At 39.4% G+C, this 16,226-nt stretch carries 13 protein-coding genes, 1 tRNA gene and 2 pseudogenes; 8 read left to right on the forward strand and 8 right to left on the reverse strand.

The window, feature by feature from the left end; translation table 11 throughout:
- Positions 1 to 4: 4 nt before the first annotated feature.
- From VRUMOI_RS06485 to VRUMOI_RS06495, 3 genes are all read right to left on the reverse strand, one after another.
- Positions 5 to 721, reverse strand: coding sequence for a TetR/AcrR family transcriptional regulator (locus tag VRUMOI_RS06485; RefSeq protein WP_162598347.1), 717 nt, complete (start codon positions 719 to 721; stop codon positions 5 to 7).
- 214 nt (positions 722 to 935) lie between these two features.
- Entirely contained in the window at positions 936 to 1,946 is a 1,011-nt protein-coding gene (ltaE, locus tag VRUMOI_RS06490; RefSeq protein WP_089139200.1) for a low-specificity L-threonine aldolase, read from the reverse strand.
- 26 nt (positions 1,947 to 1,972) lie between these two features.
- Entirely contained in the window at positions 1,973 to 2,497 is a 525-nt protein-coding gene (locus VRUMOI_RS06495; protein ID WP_089139199.1) for an NUDIX hydrolase, read from the reverse strand.
- A gap of 201 nt (positions 2,498 to 2,698) precedes the next feature.
- Between VRUMOI_RS06495 and VRUMOI_RS06500 the strand changes: the two genes are divergently transcribed.
- The 6 genes and pseudogenes from VRUMOI_RS06500 to ppiC all read left to right on the forward strand — a co-directional run bounded on the left by VRUMOI_RS06500 (position 2,699) and on the right by ppiC (position 9,460).
- Positions 2,699 to 4,360, forward strand: a complete 1,662-nt coding sequence (locus tag VRUMOI_RS06500; protein ID WP_089139198.1) for an ATPase RavA domain-containing protein — start codon at positions 2,699 to 2,701, stop codon at positions 4,358 to 4,360.
- A 12-nt stretch (positions 4,361 to 4,372) separates the two neighbouring features.
- Positions 4,373 to 5,821, forward strand: a complete 1,449-nt coding sequence (viaA, locus tag VRUMOI_RS06505; RefSeq protein WP_089139197.1) for an ATPase RavA stimulator ViaA — start codon at positions 4,373 to 4,375, stop codon at positions 5,819 to 5,821.
- Positions 5,822 to 6,055: 234 nt separating this feature from the next.
- Positions 6,056 to 6,142: transfer RNA gene (locus VRUMOI_RS06510), tRNA-Leu, on the forward strand.
- 255 nt (positions 6,143 to 6,397) lie between these two features.
- A pseudogene (locus tag VRUMOI_RS06515) lies at positions 6,398 to 8,049 on the forward strand (choice-of-anchor I family protein).
- A gap of 365 nt (positions 8,050 to 8,414) precedes the next feature.
- Entirely contained in the window at positions 8,415 to 9,098 is a 684-nt protein-coding gene (locus tag VRUMOI_RS06520) for a MaoC family dehydratase (protein WP_089139196.1), read from the forward strand.
- 83 nt (positions 9,099 to 9,181) lie between these two features.
- Positions 9,182 to 9,460, forward strand: a complete 279-nt coding sequence (ppiC, locus tag VRUMOI_RS06525; RefSeq protein ID WP_089139195.1) for a peptidylprolyl isomerase PpiC — start codon at positions 9,182 to 9,184, stop codon at positions 9,458 to 9,460.
- A 219-nt stretch (positions 9,461 to 9,679) separates the two neighbouring features.
- On the opposite strand, the gene VRUMOI_RS06530 is transcribed toward ppiC, so the two are convergent.
- Positions 9,680 to 10,830, reverse strand: a protein-coding gene (locus VRUMOI_RS06530; protein ID WP_110410650.1) for an IS3 family transposase whose coding sequence is annotated in 2 segments (ribosomal slippage) — positions 9,680 to 10,587 and positions 10,587 to 10,830 — 1,152 coding nt in all. Because the reading frame shifts where the segments join, the coding sequence is not laid out codon by codon here.
- A gap of 24 nt (positions 10,831 to 10,854) precedes the next feature.
- Positions 10,855 to 11,622 (reverse strand): EAL domain-containing protein, encoded by a 768-nt coding sequence (locus VRUMOI_RS06535; RefSeq protein ID WP_110410651.1) that lies wholly within the window; start codon positions 11,620 to 11,622, stop codon positions 10,855 to 10,857.
- Positions 11,623 to 11,831: 209 nt separating this feature from the next.
- On the opposite strand from VRUMOI_RS06535, the pseudogene VRUMOI_RS06540 reads away from it, so the two are divergent.
- Positions 11,832 to 12,778 (forward strand): annotated as a pseudogene (locus VRUMOI_RS06540) (IS30 family transposase).
- Positions 12,779 to 12,847: 69 nt separating this feature from the next.
- Here VRUMOI_RS06540 and VRUMOI_RS06545 read toward each other — a convergent pair.
- The 3 genes from VRUMOI_RS06545 to msrP are packed head-to-tail and all read right to left on the reverse strand — an operon-like array spanning position 12,848 to position 15,363.
- Positions 12,848 to 13,639 carry a lipase family protein gene (locus VRUMOI_RS06545; protein WP_089138244.1) on the reverse strand — a complete coding sequence of 264 codons (792 nt, stop codon included), beginning with the start codon at positions 13,637 to 13,639 and terminating at the stop codon, positions 12,848 to 12,850.
- 57 nt (positions 13,640 to 13,696) lie between these two features.
- On the reverse strand, positions 13,697 to 14,350 hold the full coding sequence (gene msrQ, locus VRUMOI_RS06550) for a protein-methionine-sulfoxide reductase heme-binding subunit MsrQ (protein WP_089138243.1): 654 nt from the start codon (positions 14,348 to 14,350) through the stop codon (positions 13,697 to 13,699).
- On the reverse strand, positions 14,350 to 15,363 hold the full coding sequence (gene msrP / locus VRUMOI_RS06555) for a protein-methionine-sulfoxide reductase catalytic subunit MsrP (RefSeq protein ID WP_089138242.1): 1,014 nt from the start codon (positions 15,361 to 15,363) through the stop codon (positions 14,350 to 14,352). The genes msrQ and msrP overlap by 1 nt, the downstream gene beginning before the upstream one ends.
- A gap of 312 nt (positions 15,364 to 15,675) precedes the next feature.
- Between msrP and VRUMOI_RS06560 the strand changes: the two genes are divergently transcribed.
- Positions 15,676 to 16,215, forward strand: coding sequence for a cytochrome b (locus tag VRUMOI_RS06560; RefSeq protein ID WP_089138241.1), 540 nt, complete (start codon positions 15,676 to 15,678; stop codon positions 16,213 to 16,215).
- The last annotated feature ends 11 nt before the right edge of the window (positions 16,216 to 16,226 follow it).

Here is a 16,226-nt window from a genome sequence, read left to right on the forward strand (position 1 = left end):
GATGCTACCTAGTTGATTCGACAGGTGGTGTGACAATCATATCCTCTAAGCAGTTTGGTGTTTCAATATACTCTTGTGCAATATGCAGCTGGATTGCGAGTAATTGGCTGAACTGCTTCCAATGGGAAAAAATCGCCACTTTTCGGTCATCACATTCAAAGGCATGCAACATTAAAGGATCGAGTGTACTTGCTGCATGAGAGTACATCGAAGCTTGCCAACGTAAAGTCTTAGCCGTGAGAAGCGACTCAGGATGTTCTTGTTTAAAAGCTTGGATTAACCCATCAATAAGTTGGTTGTTTTTTCTACTTGGTTCTAGAAAATAGTTGACCATTTTCTTTTCTTGTCGAACGGCATCCGCAAGAAAAGTGATCGCTCGTGAATCATTTAAACTACATGCTAAAACACGGTTCATAAGCATATAAAGCTGAACATTAGCTGGTAAGTTTTGAGGCAGTGAGTCAATAATATATTGGAAGTAGTCTTGAAAATATTGATAAATATGGTCACTTATATGCTGCCAGATTTTTTCTTTGCTTCCAAAGTGGTAACGTAACAAACTATGTGAGACGCCCGCTTGCTCACTAATTTGGCGGAGTGACACTTTTTTATATCCGTGCTGACAGAATAGCTGCGCGGATACTTTCAAAATTTCTTTTTTGGTCAGTTCGGCTTCTTTAGCGCTGCGCCGGCCTTGTTTTTTTTCTGCTACCGAGTTCAATATATTACCAACATCAATGAGTTATCGTTCAGTAAATAATACTGGTGTCTTATCTAAGCAGTATAAACATATACGCAAAAAAATTCTTGCGCTATTTGCTTATTAGGTTTGATTTTCGTCATATATTTGAATGGAATGATTGATTAAAAAAAGCTGATAGCAATTGCTACCAACTTTCCAATTAAGTGTTCAATTTTCTTGTTATATCTTGGTGTTAACCGCGGACAAAACTCTGAATCTGCTCAATCAATATATCGACATCGTTGGCTTCCACATCATTATGCAATACAAAGCGAAGCGGGTTACCAGAACCGATAAGGATACCTTGTTGTTTTAATTGAGCTTGCAGCGCGGTGGAATCAATATGAGGGGCGAGCTTTACAAACACAATATTAGTTTGAACATGCTCGACATTAATATCAAAGCCATCAATCTGCGATAACCCATTGGCGAGTCTTTTGGCATTATCGTGATCGGTTTGTAGACGATTAACTTGTTCAGTTAGTGCAATTTTGCCTGCCGCTGCCAAGATGCCGGCTTGACGCATACCACCGCCGAGCATCTTACGAATACGGCGAGCTTTGGTGATCAATTCTTTTGTTCCCAATAACAAAGAACCAACTGGAGCGGAAAGGCCTTTTGATAGACAAATCGTCATGGAGTCAAAATGACAAGCAATCTCTTTAATATCAACGTTTAATGCCACAGCAGCGTTATAAACGCGCGCACCATCTAAATGCAACTGCAAGTGATGACGTTGAGTAAACTCACGCGCTTGGCGTAAATAATCCAAAGGCAACACTTTACCATTAATGGTATTTTCTAAGCTTAATAACTTGGTTTGAGCAAAATGTATATCATCCGGCTTAATGGCTTGTTCGAGTTTTTTAAAACACAGTGTGCCATCGGGTTCATTTTGGATAGGTTGAGGCTGAATTGAGCCGAGTACCGCAGCACCACCACCTTCAAATTTATAGTTATGAGCTTGTTGACCACATAAGTATTCATCACCACGTCCACAATGAGACATTAAACCGAGCAAATTGGCTTGGGTACCTGAGCTGGTAAAAATGGCAGCTTCAAACCCATGATGCTCTGCTGCCCACTTTTCTAAGGCATTAATGGTAGGGTCATCTCCATAAACATCATCTCCAACAATCGCATTTGCCATCGCAATACGCATTGCTTCTGTTGGTTGGGTGACGGTATCTGAACGAAAATCCATGTACTTTCCTTATCAGTAATTAATGATTATTCGGTTAAAAATCCACATAACTTTGCCTTACTTAAGCAAGCAATGGTTTTCCCATCCGTAATTTCATCGTTTCGAATCCAATTCTCTATCTCACTTAAAGAGACTTTAATGACATCAATAATCTCATCGTCATCTAGTGACAATGAATGATTTGGATATAAATCTGTTGCGACAAATAAATGTTGAATCTCATCGCAGAAACCCGCGAGAGGAGAGCACTGACCTAATGGTTCAAAGCGTTTTGCACCATATCCAGTTTCTTCGATAAGCTCTCTCATTGCACAATCAATGGGTGCCTCATTTGTTTCAATAGTGCCTGCGGGGAGTTCTAAAATCCACTTATTTAATGATGGACGAAATTGCCTAAGTAATAAAATCTTACCGTCTTCGGTAATAGGCAAAATGACCGCTGCGCCAGGATGAATAATGGTCGTGTGCCTAATTGATTTACCATTCGGCAGAGCAACATCGATCTCCGCTAGTTGAATGTTTTTCCAACGATGTAAAACAGTATGGCTCATAATGATTACTCTTAATGGGTCGGTATGTTGAGCTTGTGAGATTAAATTCAGGTTACCAAAAGGATTGATGGATTACACTGTCTATAGTGTGTAAATCTTCATTAAAATGAATAAGCTAATTGATCCATAATAAAAAAATGATTCATCTTTAAGTCAAAATAAGACAAAGTGTTGCTAAAGAAGTATTTAGAAGAGGTATGCATGGAAAGCGCAAATAAAAGAACATCATCCGAACGCTCATTACTATCAGAAAGGATCAATAAATTAGTTCAAGCGCTATCTGACGGCGTCTATGAGCGAGAAGATACGATTAAGTTATGTTTGCTGGCAGCATTATCTGGAGAAAGTGTATTTTTACTTGGCCCTCCTGGCATCGCGAAAAGCCTGATAGCCAAACGACTTATTCAGGCTTTTGAAAGTAACAGCTATTTTGAATACTTAATGACTCGATTTTCGACACCAGAAGAAGTATTTGGTCCACTAAGTATTCAGGAATTAAAAGATAACGGACGCTACGTTCGCTTAACTGACGGCTATTTACCGACTTCTCAAGTGGTGTTTTTAGATGAGATTTGGAAAGCTGGACCCGCGATATTGAATACGCTACTCACGGTCGTCAACGAGAAAACCTTTAAAAATGGCAGTGATGTAGAGCCAGTTCCAATGCGTTTATTAATTACGGCATCAAACGAGTTACCAAGTGAAGATAGTGGCTTAGAAGCACTCTATGATCGAATGCTAGTTCGTGTTTTTGTTAATCGTATTCAAAACAAACAAAATTTTCATTCGATGTTAACCGTAGGTACACCTCAAGAAGCAAAAGTACCTGAAGGGCTAGCGATCAAAGATGAAGAATATTATCGATGGTTAACGGAGCTTGATCAGCTCGAGTTATCTGAGGCTACTTTTGAGCAACTTTATTATTTAAAATCTAAGATTGAAGCAAAAGAACAAGCCTCTGCGACTGTCACCGCTGAAAGCGATTTATATGTATCAGATCGACGCTGGAAAAAAGCGGTTAAATTACTAAAGGCCAGTGCTTACTTTAACGGCCGAGATAGTATTAACGCACTCGATCTCCTGCTATTACAAGACTGCTTATGGAACTCTCCTCAATCTCGTTTAATTGTCCGTGAATGTATTTCAGAGTTCGCCACTGAACAAGCTTATCATCAAAGTAATTTACGCCTTCAGATAGAACAAAATCAAAGCAAACTAGGTGAGCTTGATTCTTCGATAGTGCAACGTTTTGCAATGTCTTTATCTTCAGATGTAGAAGGAACGATTCGCCGTAAAAATATTTATCAATATGATTTATCCAAAGCGAAACGTTATCGGGTAGGGAATACATCTGACTTGGTTAAATTGGTTTTGTTACAAGCGAACATGTCGGTGACGGATCATGATACCGGTGATAGTCGCTGGGTTTACATTCCATACAAAGAGCTAGAACAAGTCATCAAAGATGGTGGTGGCGATGCTTACGGGTTTGTGAATAAGAAAACAAACTTGTGTCGCTTTAGATTTGAGGTCGATGTCGAGCAACACTTTGTAATTAAAGATATCGCTAATCGAGGCATCGCTGTCACGCTAGCGACTGAACATGGCTTTGATCAAGATGTATTAACGCAATGGCAAACCACTACCGAGTCGGTAATCAAAGCGCTCACTAGTCTTGAATTTGATGTTCGTAAAGCTCGCGAAGAATTCCATTCGAGCTTACCTCATATCTTTTTAGATAAAGCGGTATTGCTGAAAATTGAATCCAGTCTACAAGAGCTTAATCAATTAACCGATGCGATTAAGCAACAAACTAATGATGCGATGGAACAAGTACACCGTTTGAAAGAAGCGTTTGAATAATGAGTGATTATCATGCTGGGAATTGATGCTTTAGACATTGCTGTTTTACTTGCTGATGCGGAAATGATTGAGGTAGCGTTACAAGATTTAATGGGCCGTTCTCAACTATTACCGCTTGTTGAGGAGAACAAAAGTGTGCGCAGTTTGGTCAAATCCCAATTGAAACGTTGGAAGAGTAAGGTCTCCGCAAAAATGGATAACCTACCTCATACTCAAGAATTAAAACAAGAGCTGACTTTATATCAAGAGGTCATTCATTGGACTGAAGCTGAATTTCTAATGAAAGTGGATGGTCTGATAGAGCAATTGCAAACTTGTTCAGAGTTTTATCCAGAAGCACAAAAGATTGTAACCGCAACAAACGCAAAGCTAAATCCAATGTTGCCGCATTATTTTTGTCAACAATGGTATAAAAGCATAACGAGTCATGTAAAAAAAATTCAAGAATCTCAGCTTGAAGCGGAAAAGAAAAGGGAATTGGAACAATTACGTAAACGCCTAGAAAACATTAAACAAATGGATCAACTTGCCCCTGATGAAGATCCAGGTGCGATTGCTGGACGAATGTGGGATATGACCAATGTGAGTTTGTCAAAAAGCGATTGGTCCGTCATGAAATCACAAGCCGATTTTTTAAATAAACACCCGAAGCTAAAAGAGATTGCAGAGCAACTTGGCCGAATGGCAAACCAACTGGATCCAAATGAGCCACCGAGTTATAGCCAGGGCATTCAATTTGACGAAGAAGTTTCTCTACAAGCGACGGATGATATTGTCGGTATTCATGAAAGTGATGATTTGAATAAACTACTACCTAATGAGCTGCTATTTCTTACATATCCAGAGTTAGAAGTTGTATTTTATAAGCACTTAATTGATAAGCGGTTAATGAATTATCAAATGGAAGGTAAGGCACATTCCTCGAAAAAAGTCACCGCAATGGAACCGGTTCCAGCTAAAGCGGAAAATGACACCGGTCCATTTATTATCTGTGTGGATGCTTCAGGCTCTATGCGAGGGTTTCCTGAACAGTGCGTTAAGGCGATAGCTTTTGCTCTAATGCAAATAGCCTTGGCTGAAAATAGAGACTGTTATGTGGTTCTATTCTCAACAGATTATGTTACCTATCAGTTAACAAAACAAGATGGGTTAAGGGAGGCGAGTGACTTTCTTTCTTATACTTTTCATGGTGGTACGGATCTAGAACCAGCAATTACTGCAGCAATGAAGCAAATGCAGGGAGAGCGCTATCAACATGCAGACCTTGTTATTTTGTCAGATTTCATTGCACCAAAACAGTCAAAAGAAATGATTAAGCAAGTCGATGCCTTAAAGCAGAAAAATAACCGTTTCCATGCCATTAGTTTATCAAAGTATGGAAATCCAGAATTGATGCACATTTTTGACCACGTATGGTCTTATACACCGAACTTAGGACAACGATTTGTGAAGAAAAAGTAAGGATAGCGAAGGGATTAACTATGGTTTTATTGCATTTGGTCTGATTTTTGAGCAATTAAACTAAAAGTGATGAATTTCTAGTTGACTCAATCGCTCAGTCAAGTAAAGTAGCATTCATTGATTAAGCAGTTGATTGTTCACTGATTAATTAAACCAAATAAAAAATATAGCAAATGCTGTGTTTAAGATGGTGTCTAACTTTCAATAGGTTAGGTGCATCGCAAAGAATTGCGTGCCCTGGTGGTGGAATTGGTAGACACAAGGGATTTAAAATCCCTCGGCGTTCGCGCTGTGCCGGTTCAAGTCCGGCCCGGGGCACCATCTATATTAAAGGCTTACCATTTTCGGTAAGCCTTTTTTGTTTCCTCAATATCTTCATTTTCTAATACTCCACCTCTAAGTTTTGTGAAACGTAATACAATCGCAATATATCTGTCATTTTAACTTCAAGAACAATCGAGACTATGCCGTTTTATATTCATGGACGATGGAGACAAAATGAAACTTAAGTTAGTACCAGCACTATCCGTATTTGCACTCAACATATCAGCAGCTTTCCCTACCTATGCTCTCACTATGGATCTTGTGGGACGCTATCAAACGGGAATTTATGGTGAAGCAGGGGCTGAAATCGTCGATTATCACCAAAATACTCAATCCGCTTATGTTGTTAATGGCGCTAAAAACCGTATCGATATTATCAAGCTTGCTCACTTATCAACAACAGCAATTGCACATCCTTATACTGCAAATACTTTAACTGCGGTTCAACTTACACTACCAAAAGAAGTGGTGACAACAGATCACCAAAGCATACAACTGGGTATCGCCAATTCATTGACTATTCACGATGATTGGTTAGCCATTGCCGTTGGCAATAAGGTAAAACAAGAAAACGGCGTGGTACTGTTTTATAGCATCAAACAAGATCAAACTAAATTCGTCAAAGCAGTACAAGTTGGTGCTTTGCCAGATATGGTGACATTCACCCCCGATGGCACAAAAGTGATTGTTGCTAATGAAGGGAGCCAACCGCAGATTATCAGTATGATCCCGTTGGTAGCATTGGCATTATTAATCTAACGAGCAATGTACCTGACGATGTAGCAGTGCTGCTTATGTTTGATAAATTTGAAAGCCAAAAAGAGCAACTCATTAAACAAGGTTTTAAATATGCTAGTCCTGAAGGGCATTCACTATCTCAAGATATTGAACCCGAGTACGTTACCGTAACGGATGATAACCGTTATGCATGGGTTTCATTGCAAGAAAATAATGCTTTAGCCAAAGTAGATTTAAAAAATCACAATATTGATGGGATTTATCCACTTGGCCTGAAAGATTTTGGTCAAGTTGGAAATGGAATTGATGCTAGCGATAAAGATAAAGGTGTCAATATTCATGAATGGCAGGGGGTTTATGGTTTATATCAACCTGATACGATTCATAGCTATACGATCAATGGTAAACATTACACTGTCACGGCAAATGAAGGTGACTCTCGCGATTGGTGGTTTCAAGCGAATGATAAGCAGGCTTGCTTAAATGCGGGAGGCAAAGAGTTTGATAAAGATGATGGCTGTCTAGCTTATAGTGAAGAGACAAGAGCAGGTAAATTGCTTCTATCAGCGAATAACCCAGCGAAAGAGCATATGAGCAAAAAAGAACTGGGTCGGTTAAAAGTCACCACAACAATGGGGGATGAGGACGGTGATGGTCAATATGAAAAAATTGTCACATTTGGCGCTCGCTCATTTTCTATTTGGGATGAACATGGACAACAAGTTTTTGATAGTGGTAATGAATTTGCCAAAGTACTTGCTGAACGTTACCCAGAAGGATTTAATACCGATGAAGCGGAAAATAATAAAGATAATCGCTCAGATGATAAAGGCTCAGAGCCTGAGGCACTTGCGTTGGGAGATGTAAATGGTAAAACATACGCCTTTATCGGCTTAGAACGCATGGGAGGCATCATGGTTTATGATATTAGCCAACCAAAACAATCTAAGTTTATTGATTATCAACTCAACCGTGATCTATCCACTAAATTTGAAATTGATGATTCTACTGATCCAGTTACGTTAAAAGGCGAATATATTCAAGCTGGAGATTTAGCTCCTGAAGGTATGCGATTCGTAAGTGCAGAAGAAAGCCCAACGAATAACGCACTATTATTGGTTGCAAATGAAGTGAGTGGTACCGTATCGGTATATCAATTGAAATAAAAACATCCATAAATTAAGAGATATAACTAAGCCTTGTTTGTGACAAACAAGGCTTTTTTTTTAACCAATAACTTTGAAAAATATTAAAAAGTAGCCAATATATGAATAGGGTCATTAATATTCAATCATTCAGCTTTCAATATTTGAGCGAAAAGCCATTTTAAAGTCAGAATAGTGTCAAGTTAATAATAAATTGCAATATAACAAAATAAAGATAAGCTATTGATTTTTAATGATTCCAATGTAAAAGCCATACAGCTGTACGCTCGAAAGTATTTGCACAGATATGTGAACTGGTTCAAAATTATCGTTTAGTGAACAACTGGTAAGAGTTCTTCTAACATCTTATAGGGCAAAGGCTGATCATGAAAGTCGTTGATATTATCAAGCACAAAACAGATTCTTTAGCGAAACATCAATTTGAATTGAAAGATTTGATGTCGCCAGTATTGAGAGAATACTGGGCTGATTTTATTAATCGTGCAAATTCTCAACAAATATTTCCTTGGCTTAAAGATCATCAAACCCCGGCTGTCAATGAAGAAGTGGTATTGTCACCAGTACCTAACATTGAATTATCACCGGAAGCAGACGCATTATATCAAGAACTAAGTGAAAAAATTGGCCAAGAAATCCATGTTGGTGATTGGTTAACTGTTGACCAAGACCGTATAAACGCATTTGGCCAAGTAACAGAAGATATGCAATGGATACACACTGATGCGGATCGTGCCGCAACAGAGTCACCTTTTAAAACCACTATTGCGCACGGCTTCTTAACATTATCATTACTCTCTCGTTTAACTGACAGCGTTGATGAAGATAATCCACCATTCCCGACAGCTAAAATGACCGTGAATGTTGGTCTTAACGAAGTTCGTTTTCCATATCCAGTAAAAGCAGGCAATAACATTCGTGCTCGTAGTAAGCTTTTAAAGGTTACGCCGATTAAGCGTGGCCTTGAAATTGAACGTGAAGTGAAAGTTGAAATTGACGGTGTACGCCGACCTGGTTGCGTAGTGGTATCGGTTATTCGCCTATACTTCTAACCCAAATACATTCATTTTGAACGAATAAATTTTAAATATAGCGCTATAATATTAGCGCTATTTTTTTGTAAAGAGAGGACAATATGGCACGTACCGCCGCAGCGCTACATATCTTAGTTAAACATGAATCTCAAGCCCAAGATATTTTACAACAGCTCAAAAAAGGCGCCAAATTTCAAGCATTAGCCAAGAAATACTCAACGTGTCCTTCAGGTAAAAAAGGCGGCGACTTAGGTGAGTTTCCTAAAGGTGCTATGGTTCCAGCATTTGATAAAGTATGTTTTAGTGGTGAGTTAATCACGCCACATTTAGTTAAAACTAAGTTTGGCTGGCATATCGTTAAGGTGTTATACCGCACTTAGATTACACTTCCCAGTAGGAAGAATAGGCTTTAATGGCTGATTTATAAAGAAATTTAAAGAATCCATAAAAAAAGAGTTCACGACTTAAAGTGAACTCTTTTTTTATTTTGATGCTTAGCAATAATATGAATAACCGTTTAATGTTTAACTAAGCAGCCGGAATCATTGGAGCAGGCATGCCTAGAAAGTTGATCTGCTCCAGCCAGACTGGACACTTCATTAAGCGACATTTTGATTTTCAAAGTTAACTGGGCTTAGATACCCAAGAGCACTGTGCCTTCTTGTCCGATTATAATCAACCTCTATGTATTCAAAGATCGTTTGGCGCATCTCGTCTCGCGTCATGATCGGCTCATACTGGATCGCTTCAACTTTCAATGAATGGAAGAAGCTCTCAACACAAGCATTATCCCAGCAGTTTCCTTTCCTACTCATACTTTGCTTTAGATTATAAGCAGTTATGATGTCTCGATAATCTTTTGAGCAGTACTGACTACCTCGGTCACTATGAACGATAACCTGCTCAGGGAACCCTCGACGGAACAAGGCCATTGATAACGCATCGCAAACCAGAGTTGCCGTCATTCTGGTATCCATAGACCAACCGACTACTTGCCTGGAATAAAGGTCAATGATTACCGCCAAATACAGCCAGCCTTCGCTTGTCGCAACATAGGTGATGTCTCCCGCCCACTTTTGATTCGGAGCCTCTGCCTTAAAATCCTGAGCCAGCAGGTTCGGAGCAACTGGCATTTTATGTTTGCTGTCCGTCGTACACTTAAACTTACGTGCCGCTTTCGGCGTTAAATCCTGCCGCTTCATACTGGCGGCAATGGTTTTAACATTACGGCTATCACCGGTCTCAGCCAGCTCTTTCTGGATGCGCCTTGAGCCATCACGACCTTTGCTATTATCAAAAGCCTCTTTGACCTTCGTATCAAGCTCTTGGCGAGTTACCTCGCGCTGGATGGCCTTGTGGCGATGCTTAATCCAGTAATAAAACCCACTTCGTGAAACACCGAACACCTTAGCCATGCGGGCAACTCTGAAGCACAGCAGGTGTTCGAGCATAAATTCGTAGCAATCTACTTTAGGTTTTTCGCGAAGTAGGTGGCGGCCTTTTTTACTATATCTAGCTCTTCAGCTTGCTCAGCCAATTGTCGTTTGAGTTTGGCAACTTCAGCGGCTAGATCTTTTTCCCGCTGACTGGTGCTGGTGTCGCTCTTAGCTGACTTACGCCAACCATAGATCTGGGATTCGTGTAACGACAGTTGTCTCGCTGCCGCAGCTACTCCCACTTTCTCTGCTAGCTTCAGGGCTTCTGCTTTAAATTCAGGGGAATGGATAATACGTTTTTTCTTGCTTGTCATGGTTCACCTCGTTAGTGATTGTACTCACTTAACTCGGTGTCCAAAACTGCTGGTGCGGATCAAGTAGCCTTGATACATATCGATATTCAACGCTCTCATCGTATCAAGTTGCTGCTTGTTCTCGATGCCTTCGATAACGGTTTGAGCGTTATAGGTTTTAGCAATAGACATTGCTTCAAGTAACTTTTCTTTATCACCCTTCATGTACAGATCAAGCAACATACGATCAATTTTCACAATGCTTGGATTGATAAGTTCTACACGCTCACTGTTTGAGTATTCAGAACCAAAATCATCGATAGCAATGTCAAATCCATGACCACTCATTTTTTTTACCGAGGCTTGTAATTGCTCAATATTTTCACAATGGAACTCTAATAGCTCAAGTACAATTTGATCTGAACAAACTTTAAGTTTTTTTAGCTCTTTTAAGAAACGAACTTCGTGAATACAAGATTGCTCAAGTACCCTAAAGCTATTAGGTAAAAAGTTTAGAAATAGCTTAATTTGCTTGTGTTTAGAATCAACAAAATTATTGATATGCAGAATACGGCTAATCAAATCAATGGCATTTTTATCATCATTTTGGGGATTATCATCGGAAAAATAATACCCAGGGCAGATATGTTCGCCTGAATTATCCTTCATCCGCAATAATGCTTCTACACCGACAACCTCATTGTCTTGATTAAAGATCGGTTGAAAGACACTGCTTAATATGAAATTTTTATATTTTGCAAAATGGTTGCCACACTCATCTTTAAAGAATGACATGTCGAAATTATTTGACATTGATTTAGATGCTCAAACGACTACTAGAGGTTAGGCTTAAGATAACAAATCCTAGATTACTCAGCTATGTATTTAGAAGTTTAAACGGCTTTTTTTTACGTTAAACCTGATTTCAGATAATAACTGCGACATTCATGGAATGGTGTAGAAGAGGAAGCCAACTGCTGAAAGTGGTACGCTCTTCTCGCCAAAGAAACAAGCGGACTACCATGAATTATCAGCAGTTGACCGAGGGAAGACGATACCAGATTTCTGCCCTTTTAGAACAGGGAATTTCAATTTCTGAAATTGCCAAAACCGTAAAATGTCACCGCTCAACTCTCTATAGAGAGTTGAGACGATGCGGTACAAAAGAACAATATTCACCAGATACAGCCCAGCAACTATCTAGGGCAAAGCGATTAAACGCATCTAAGTATCGAGTACCGCAACAACGTGTGGAATTTATTGAGTTTTTAATAACGCAAGACTGGAGTCCAGAGCAAATATCTCACGTTCTTACTCGTATTGGAGAAAAAGTCAGTCATGAATGGATTTACCGTTTTATTGCCTGCAATAAACGGCAAGGCGGTAAACTGTTTCGTCATTTACGCCAAGGTCATAAACGCTATAGAAGAGGCAAGAAAGATAAAGCTCCCGCAATAAAAATGCCATTTCAATAGATGAAAGACCCAAAGATGTCGATAATCGTACACGTTTTGGTGATTGGGAAATTGATACAGTTCTTGGTAAACATGGTACGGGCGCTATTGTCACAATCTTAGAGCGAGCCACACGGTTTTATTTAGTAAAAAAAGTGCCTTCAAAATCAGCAGAAGATGTGACCAGAGCGACGATAGACTTATTACGGCCATACAAACGATTTGTTCATACTATAACGGCCGATAATGGCAGAGAATTTGCGGGTCATATGGAAGTAGCACAAGCCTTAGAAACCGATGTGTATTTTGCTCACCCTTATAGTTCTTGGGAGCGCGGTGCTAATGAAAATGCTAATGGCCTGTTGAGACAATATATCAAGAAAGGAACAGATTTACGGTCGGTGAGTGATGATGAAGTTGAGCGAGCCCAACTTCGGATAAATTATCGTCCAAAGAAGTGTTTAGGGTTCAAGCAACCAGCCGTCATTTTTAGCAAAATGATGTTGGCTGCTTGAAATTACAAATGTCGCAGTTCGGAGTTGAATTCGGGAATAAGCATGTCCAAGTGAGATGTTTCTTATATGTTAATGGTCATCGAAGAAATCTTTATTTCGTATATATTTACTCATTAAATGATACGAAAAAGGCCTAATTAACCAGCTCAATAAAGAACGACCCAAACGTAATATAGTTGGGGTATTTTCATAAACTCGCTCATTATATAACCACAGCATTTTTCCTACATGCCAATACATTAGTGGAATAGGGGGAAGAAAGGTCACAATATCGATATCGCAACATATCCTAAATGTTCTTCTTGAAAGTTGATAATGTCGCCGAAATTTCCAACCACCAATAGCCGGTTGGCCAAATGTGACCACTCGCTTAATGATATTTGGGTATTTACGCTCCAAGTAATCAGCAAAGACTAATCCAATTGCGCCCCCTGAAGAGTGACCTGTTAAGCTAATTCGCTTACCTTGGTTAATCAAAGGTGTTAATACCGTTTCTAGACGAATATATACCGAATCGCCCAATCTATCATCACGGTGAGAAGGCAGGCTTTCTTGATGTAAAAGAGAATAGAAACCAGCATGAATAGAGTAAGGTAAGCCTAAAGTGGCTTGGCAGGATTTATGCCACATTGCAAAATTTAACAACCAATCTTTTACGCTATGTGATCCTTTAATTACCACAATCACTTCTTCTTTATCTTTACTCCATAACACCCGGATTAAGGTTTTCCCTCTAGAATTGTTGATAATTCTTTGTCCGTTTGGATCAAAACCGTAACGAGTCTGCTTAAAAACACGTGGATAGGCTAAGCGGCATAACACCGCATAGCGTTCGTATTGATACCGTTTTAGTGTCTTCAAATAAAAATCATCGTTTAGCAAAAGTAATAAACAGGGTGCCAAATTAGAATTAAGGTTTTATGACGTTTTATGCTTTGAACGAGTGTTAGGTGGCGATGATTTATTGGCCGTGCTCATGTTAATCCAGCGCTGAATTTTATCTTTTCTTATCCAAAGTAATATCAGAGCGCATCCAATATAAATACCTGGCTCTAAAATTTCCGACTTTACTGACCAGTAATAATGAATCGGCGCTAAAATGGCCGCTATATAGACCCAATTATGAAGCTGTTGCCATTTTTTCCCCATTCTTCGTTGAATCGCTTGTGTGGACGTTATCGCTAACAAAAGCAAAATCACCCAAACTATTGCCCCTAATACTAAATATGGGCGTTTGACTATTTCGCTGCCGATCAATTGCCACTCCAACGCGAGATCTAACCAAGCAAATGCAGTTAAATGAATAACCGCCCAGGCAAAGCTGTACAGGCCTAATAAGCGCCGTGTCCGGATTAATTGGCCTTGCTTGAATCTTTTAGCCACAGGAGAAACCAGCAGCGTAATCAACAAGGTATTCAATGCTGCTTTGCCTGTAAAATGGATAATAGGTTGAACTGGGTCCGCACCGAGGTGTCCATTTATCACCGCGAACACTAGCCAAGTAAACGAAAAAAGTTGGCCAATATGAATGACCACCTTTAGGCCAAGTATATGTTTAGGTTTTAAAGACATTAATAATTCCGCTTTAAGTCTAAATTTTTATACAAAGAAGCGACTTGTTCACCATAGCCATTAAACATCAACGTGTCTTGACGAGTCGAGCTAAACAAACTGCCTTCACCAATAAAACGTTCACTCGCTTGGCTCCATCTAGGATGGTCAACATTAGGGTTAACATTGGCATAAAATCCATACTCATCGGGAGCAAGTTTGTTCCATGTTGTCGGTGGCTGTTTTTCAAGCATGTGAATTTTGACGATCGATTTAATACCTTTAAAACCGTACTTCCACGGCACAATTAAGCGTAAAGGCGCTCCATTTTGCGGAGCAAGTGTTTTGCCATATAACCCAACCGTCATTAAGGTGAGAGGGTTCATCGCTTCTTCAATCGTTAAACCTTCTATATAAGGATAATCAATACTTGAAAAACCGCGTTGTCCTGGCATTTGTTCGGGGTCATAAAGTGTTTCGAAGGCGACATACTTCGCTCTGCTGGTTGGCTGCACTAGCTTTAATAGAGAAGCCAAGGGAAAACCAAGCCAAGGTACATTCATCGACCAAGCTTCTACGCAACGATGCCGATAAATACGCTCTTCAATTTCCATGCTTTTCATCACATCAGCCATATCAAGCTTAACAGGTTTGGCGACTTCGCCAGTGATTTCAATTGTCCATGGGGTCGTTTTAAATCCTTTCGATTGCTCAGCAGGTTGACCTTTACCGGTACCAAATTCATAAAAGTTATTATAAGTCAGCACTTTGTTTTCTGGCGTTAGGTTTAACCCGTCGGTGGAATACTTCGATGGTATTCCTTCTAACGCAATTCTTGGGTCGGCTAGGTTGGTATTATTCTCTTTAGGCGAGCTGAAAACATCGAATAAACCAGCCTGAGCTTGAGAGGCAAAAGGGACAACCGCCGCCGCTATACCTAATTTCTTTACAATATCACGGCGTTGTTTATAGATAGATTCTGGTGTGGCATCGTTATCACTTAAAAACCAAGAGGGGCGCGATTTAATCAACATAAAACAATCCTTTCTTTAAATACGGTAAAGACAATATGTCCACTAGTTTTTATATGACCTAGTTATTTAAAAAATAATTTCATAACTGATTGAAAATTTAACTGACATTCATTAACACAACTTTTGTTACATAAAAGTAACTGCGATTATATGTTTGTTATTCCTTCTACTATCAATGGTTGTCACAATAGTGGTTCTCTTCATCAAGAAATTTGAACAACTTGTCCAATCCCCATGCTTATGTTTTGGGAACATTTGGTAATACTGTTAATCATAGACAAGGTCACTTTCATTTATATGGAATTTGTTTGCATGAATCGAGTTGTACAAGGCTATAACGTCATAGCCAAAGTTAACCATTGGCTTTCTGCTGTTATCATTATTGGTTTATTTGCTGTTGGTTTATGGATGGTAGATCTCAGTTATTACAGCGCTTGGTATCAAGATGCGCCTCATTGGCATAAATCGGTTGGGTTGCTATTGGCTCTTTATACGATATTTCGTGTGACTTGGCGTTTATTAACCCGATCCCCTGAAATTGAAGGTACTGGTTTTGAAAAGTTCGCAGCGAATATCGCACATTTTCTTATGTACGCGCTGTTATTTGGCATATTCATTTCAGGGTATTTAATCTCAACGTCAGACGGCAGAGGGATCGATATTTTTGATTGGTACACTGTGCCATCTCTGGGCGCTTTATTTGAAGATCAATCGGACATTGCCGGTTGGTTGCATTATTACTTTGCTTGCACCTTAATTGGCTTAGCTTCTTTACATGCGATAGCCGCACTTAAACATCACTTTGTTAATAAAGACAATACGTTAAGAAAAATGACAGGAGCGATAAAATGATCAAAATGGAA

The organism is Vibrio rumoiensis (assembly GCF_002218045.2).
Taxonomy (GTDB): domain Bacteria; phylum Pseudomonadota; class Gammaproteobacteria; order Enterobacterales; family Vibrionaceae; genus Vibrio; species Vibrio rumoiensis.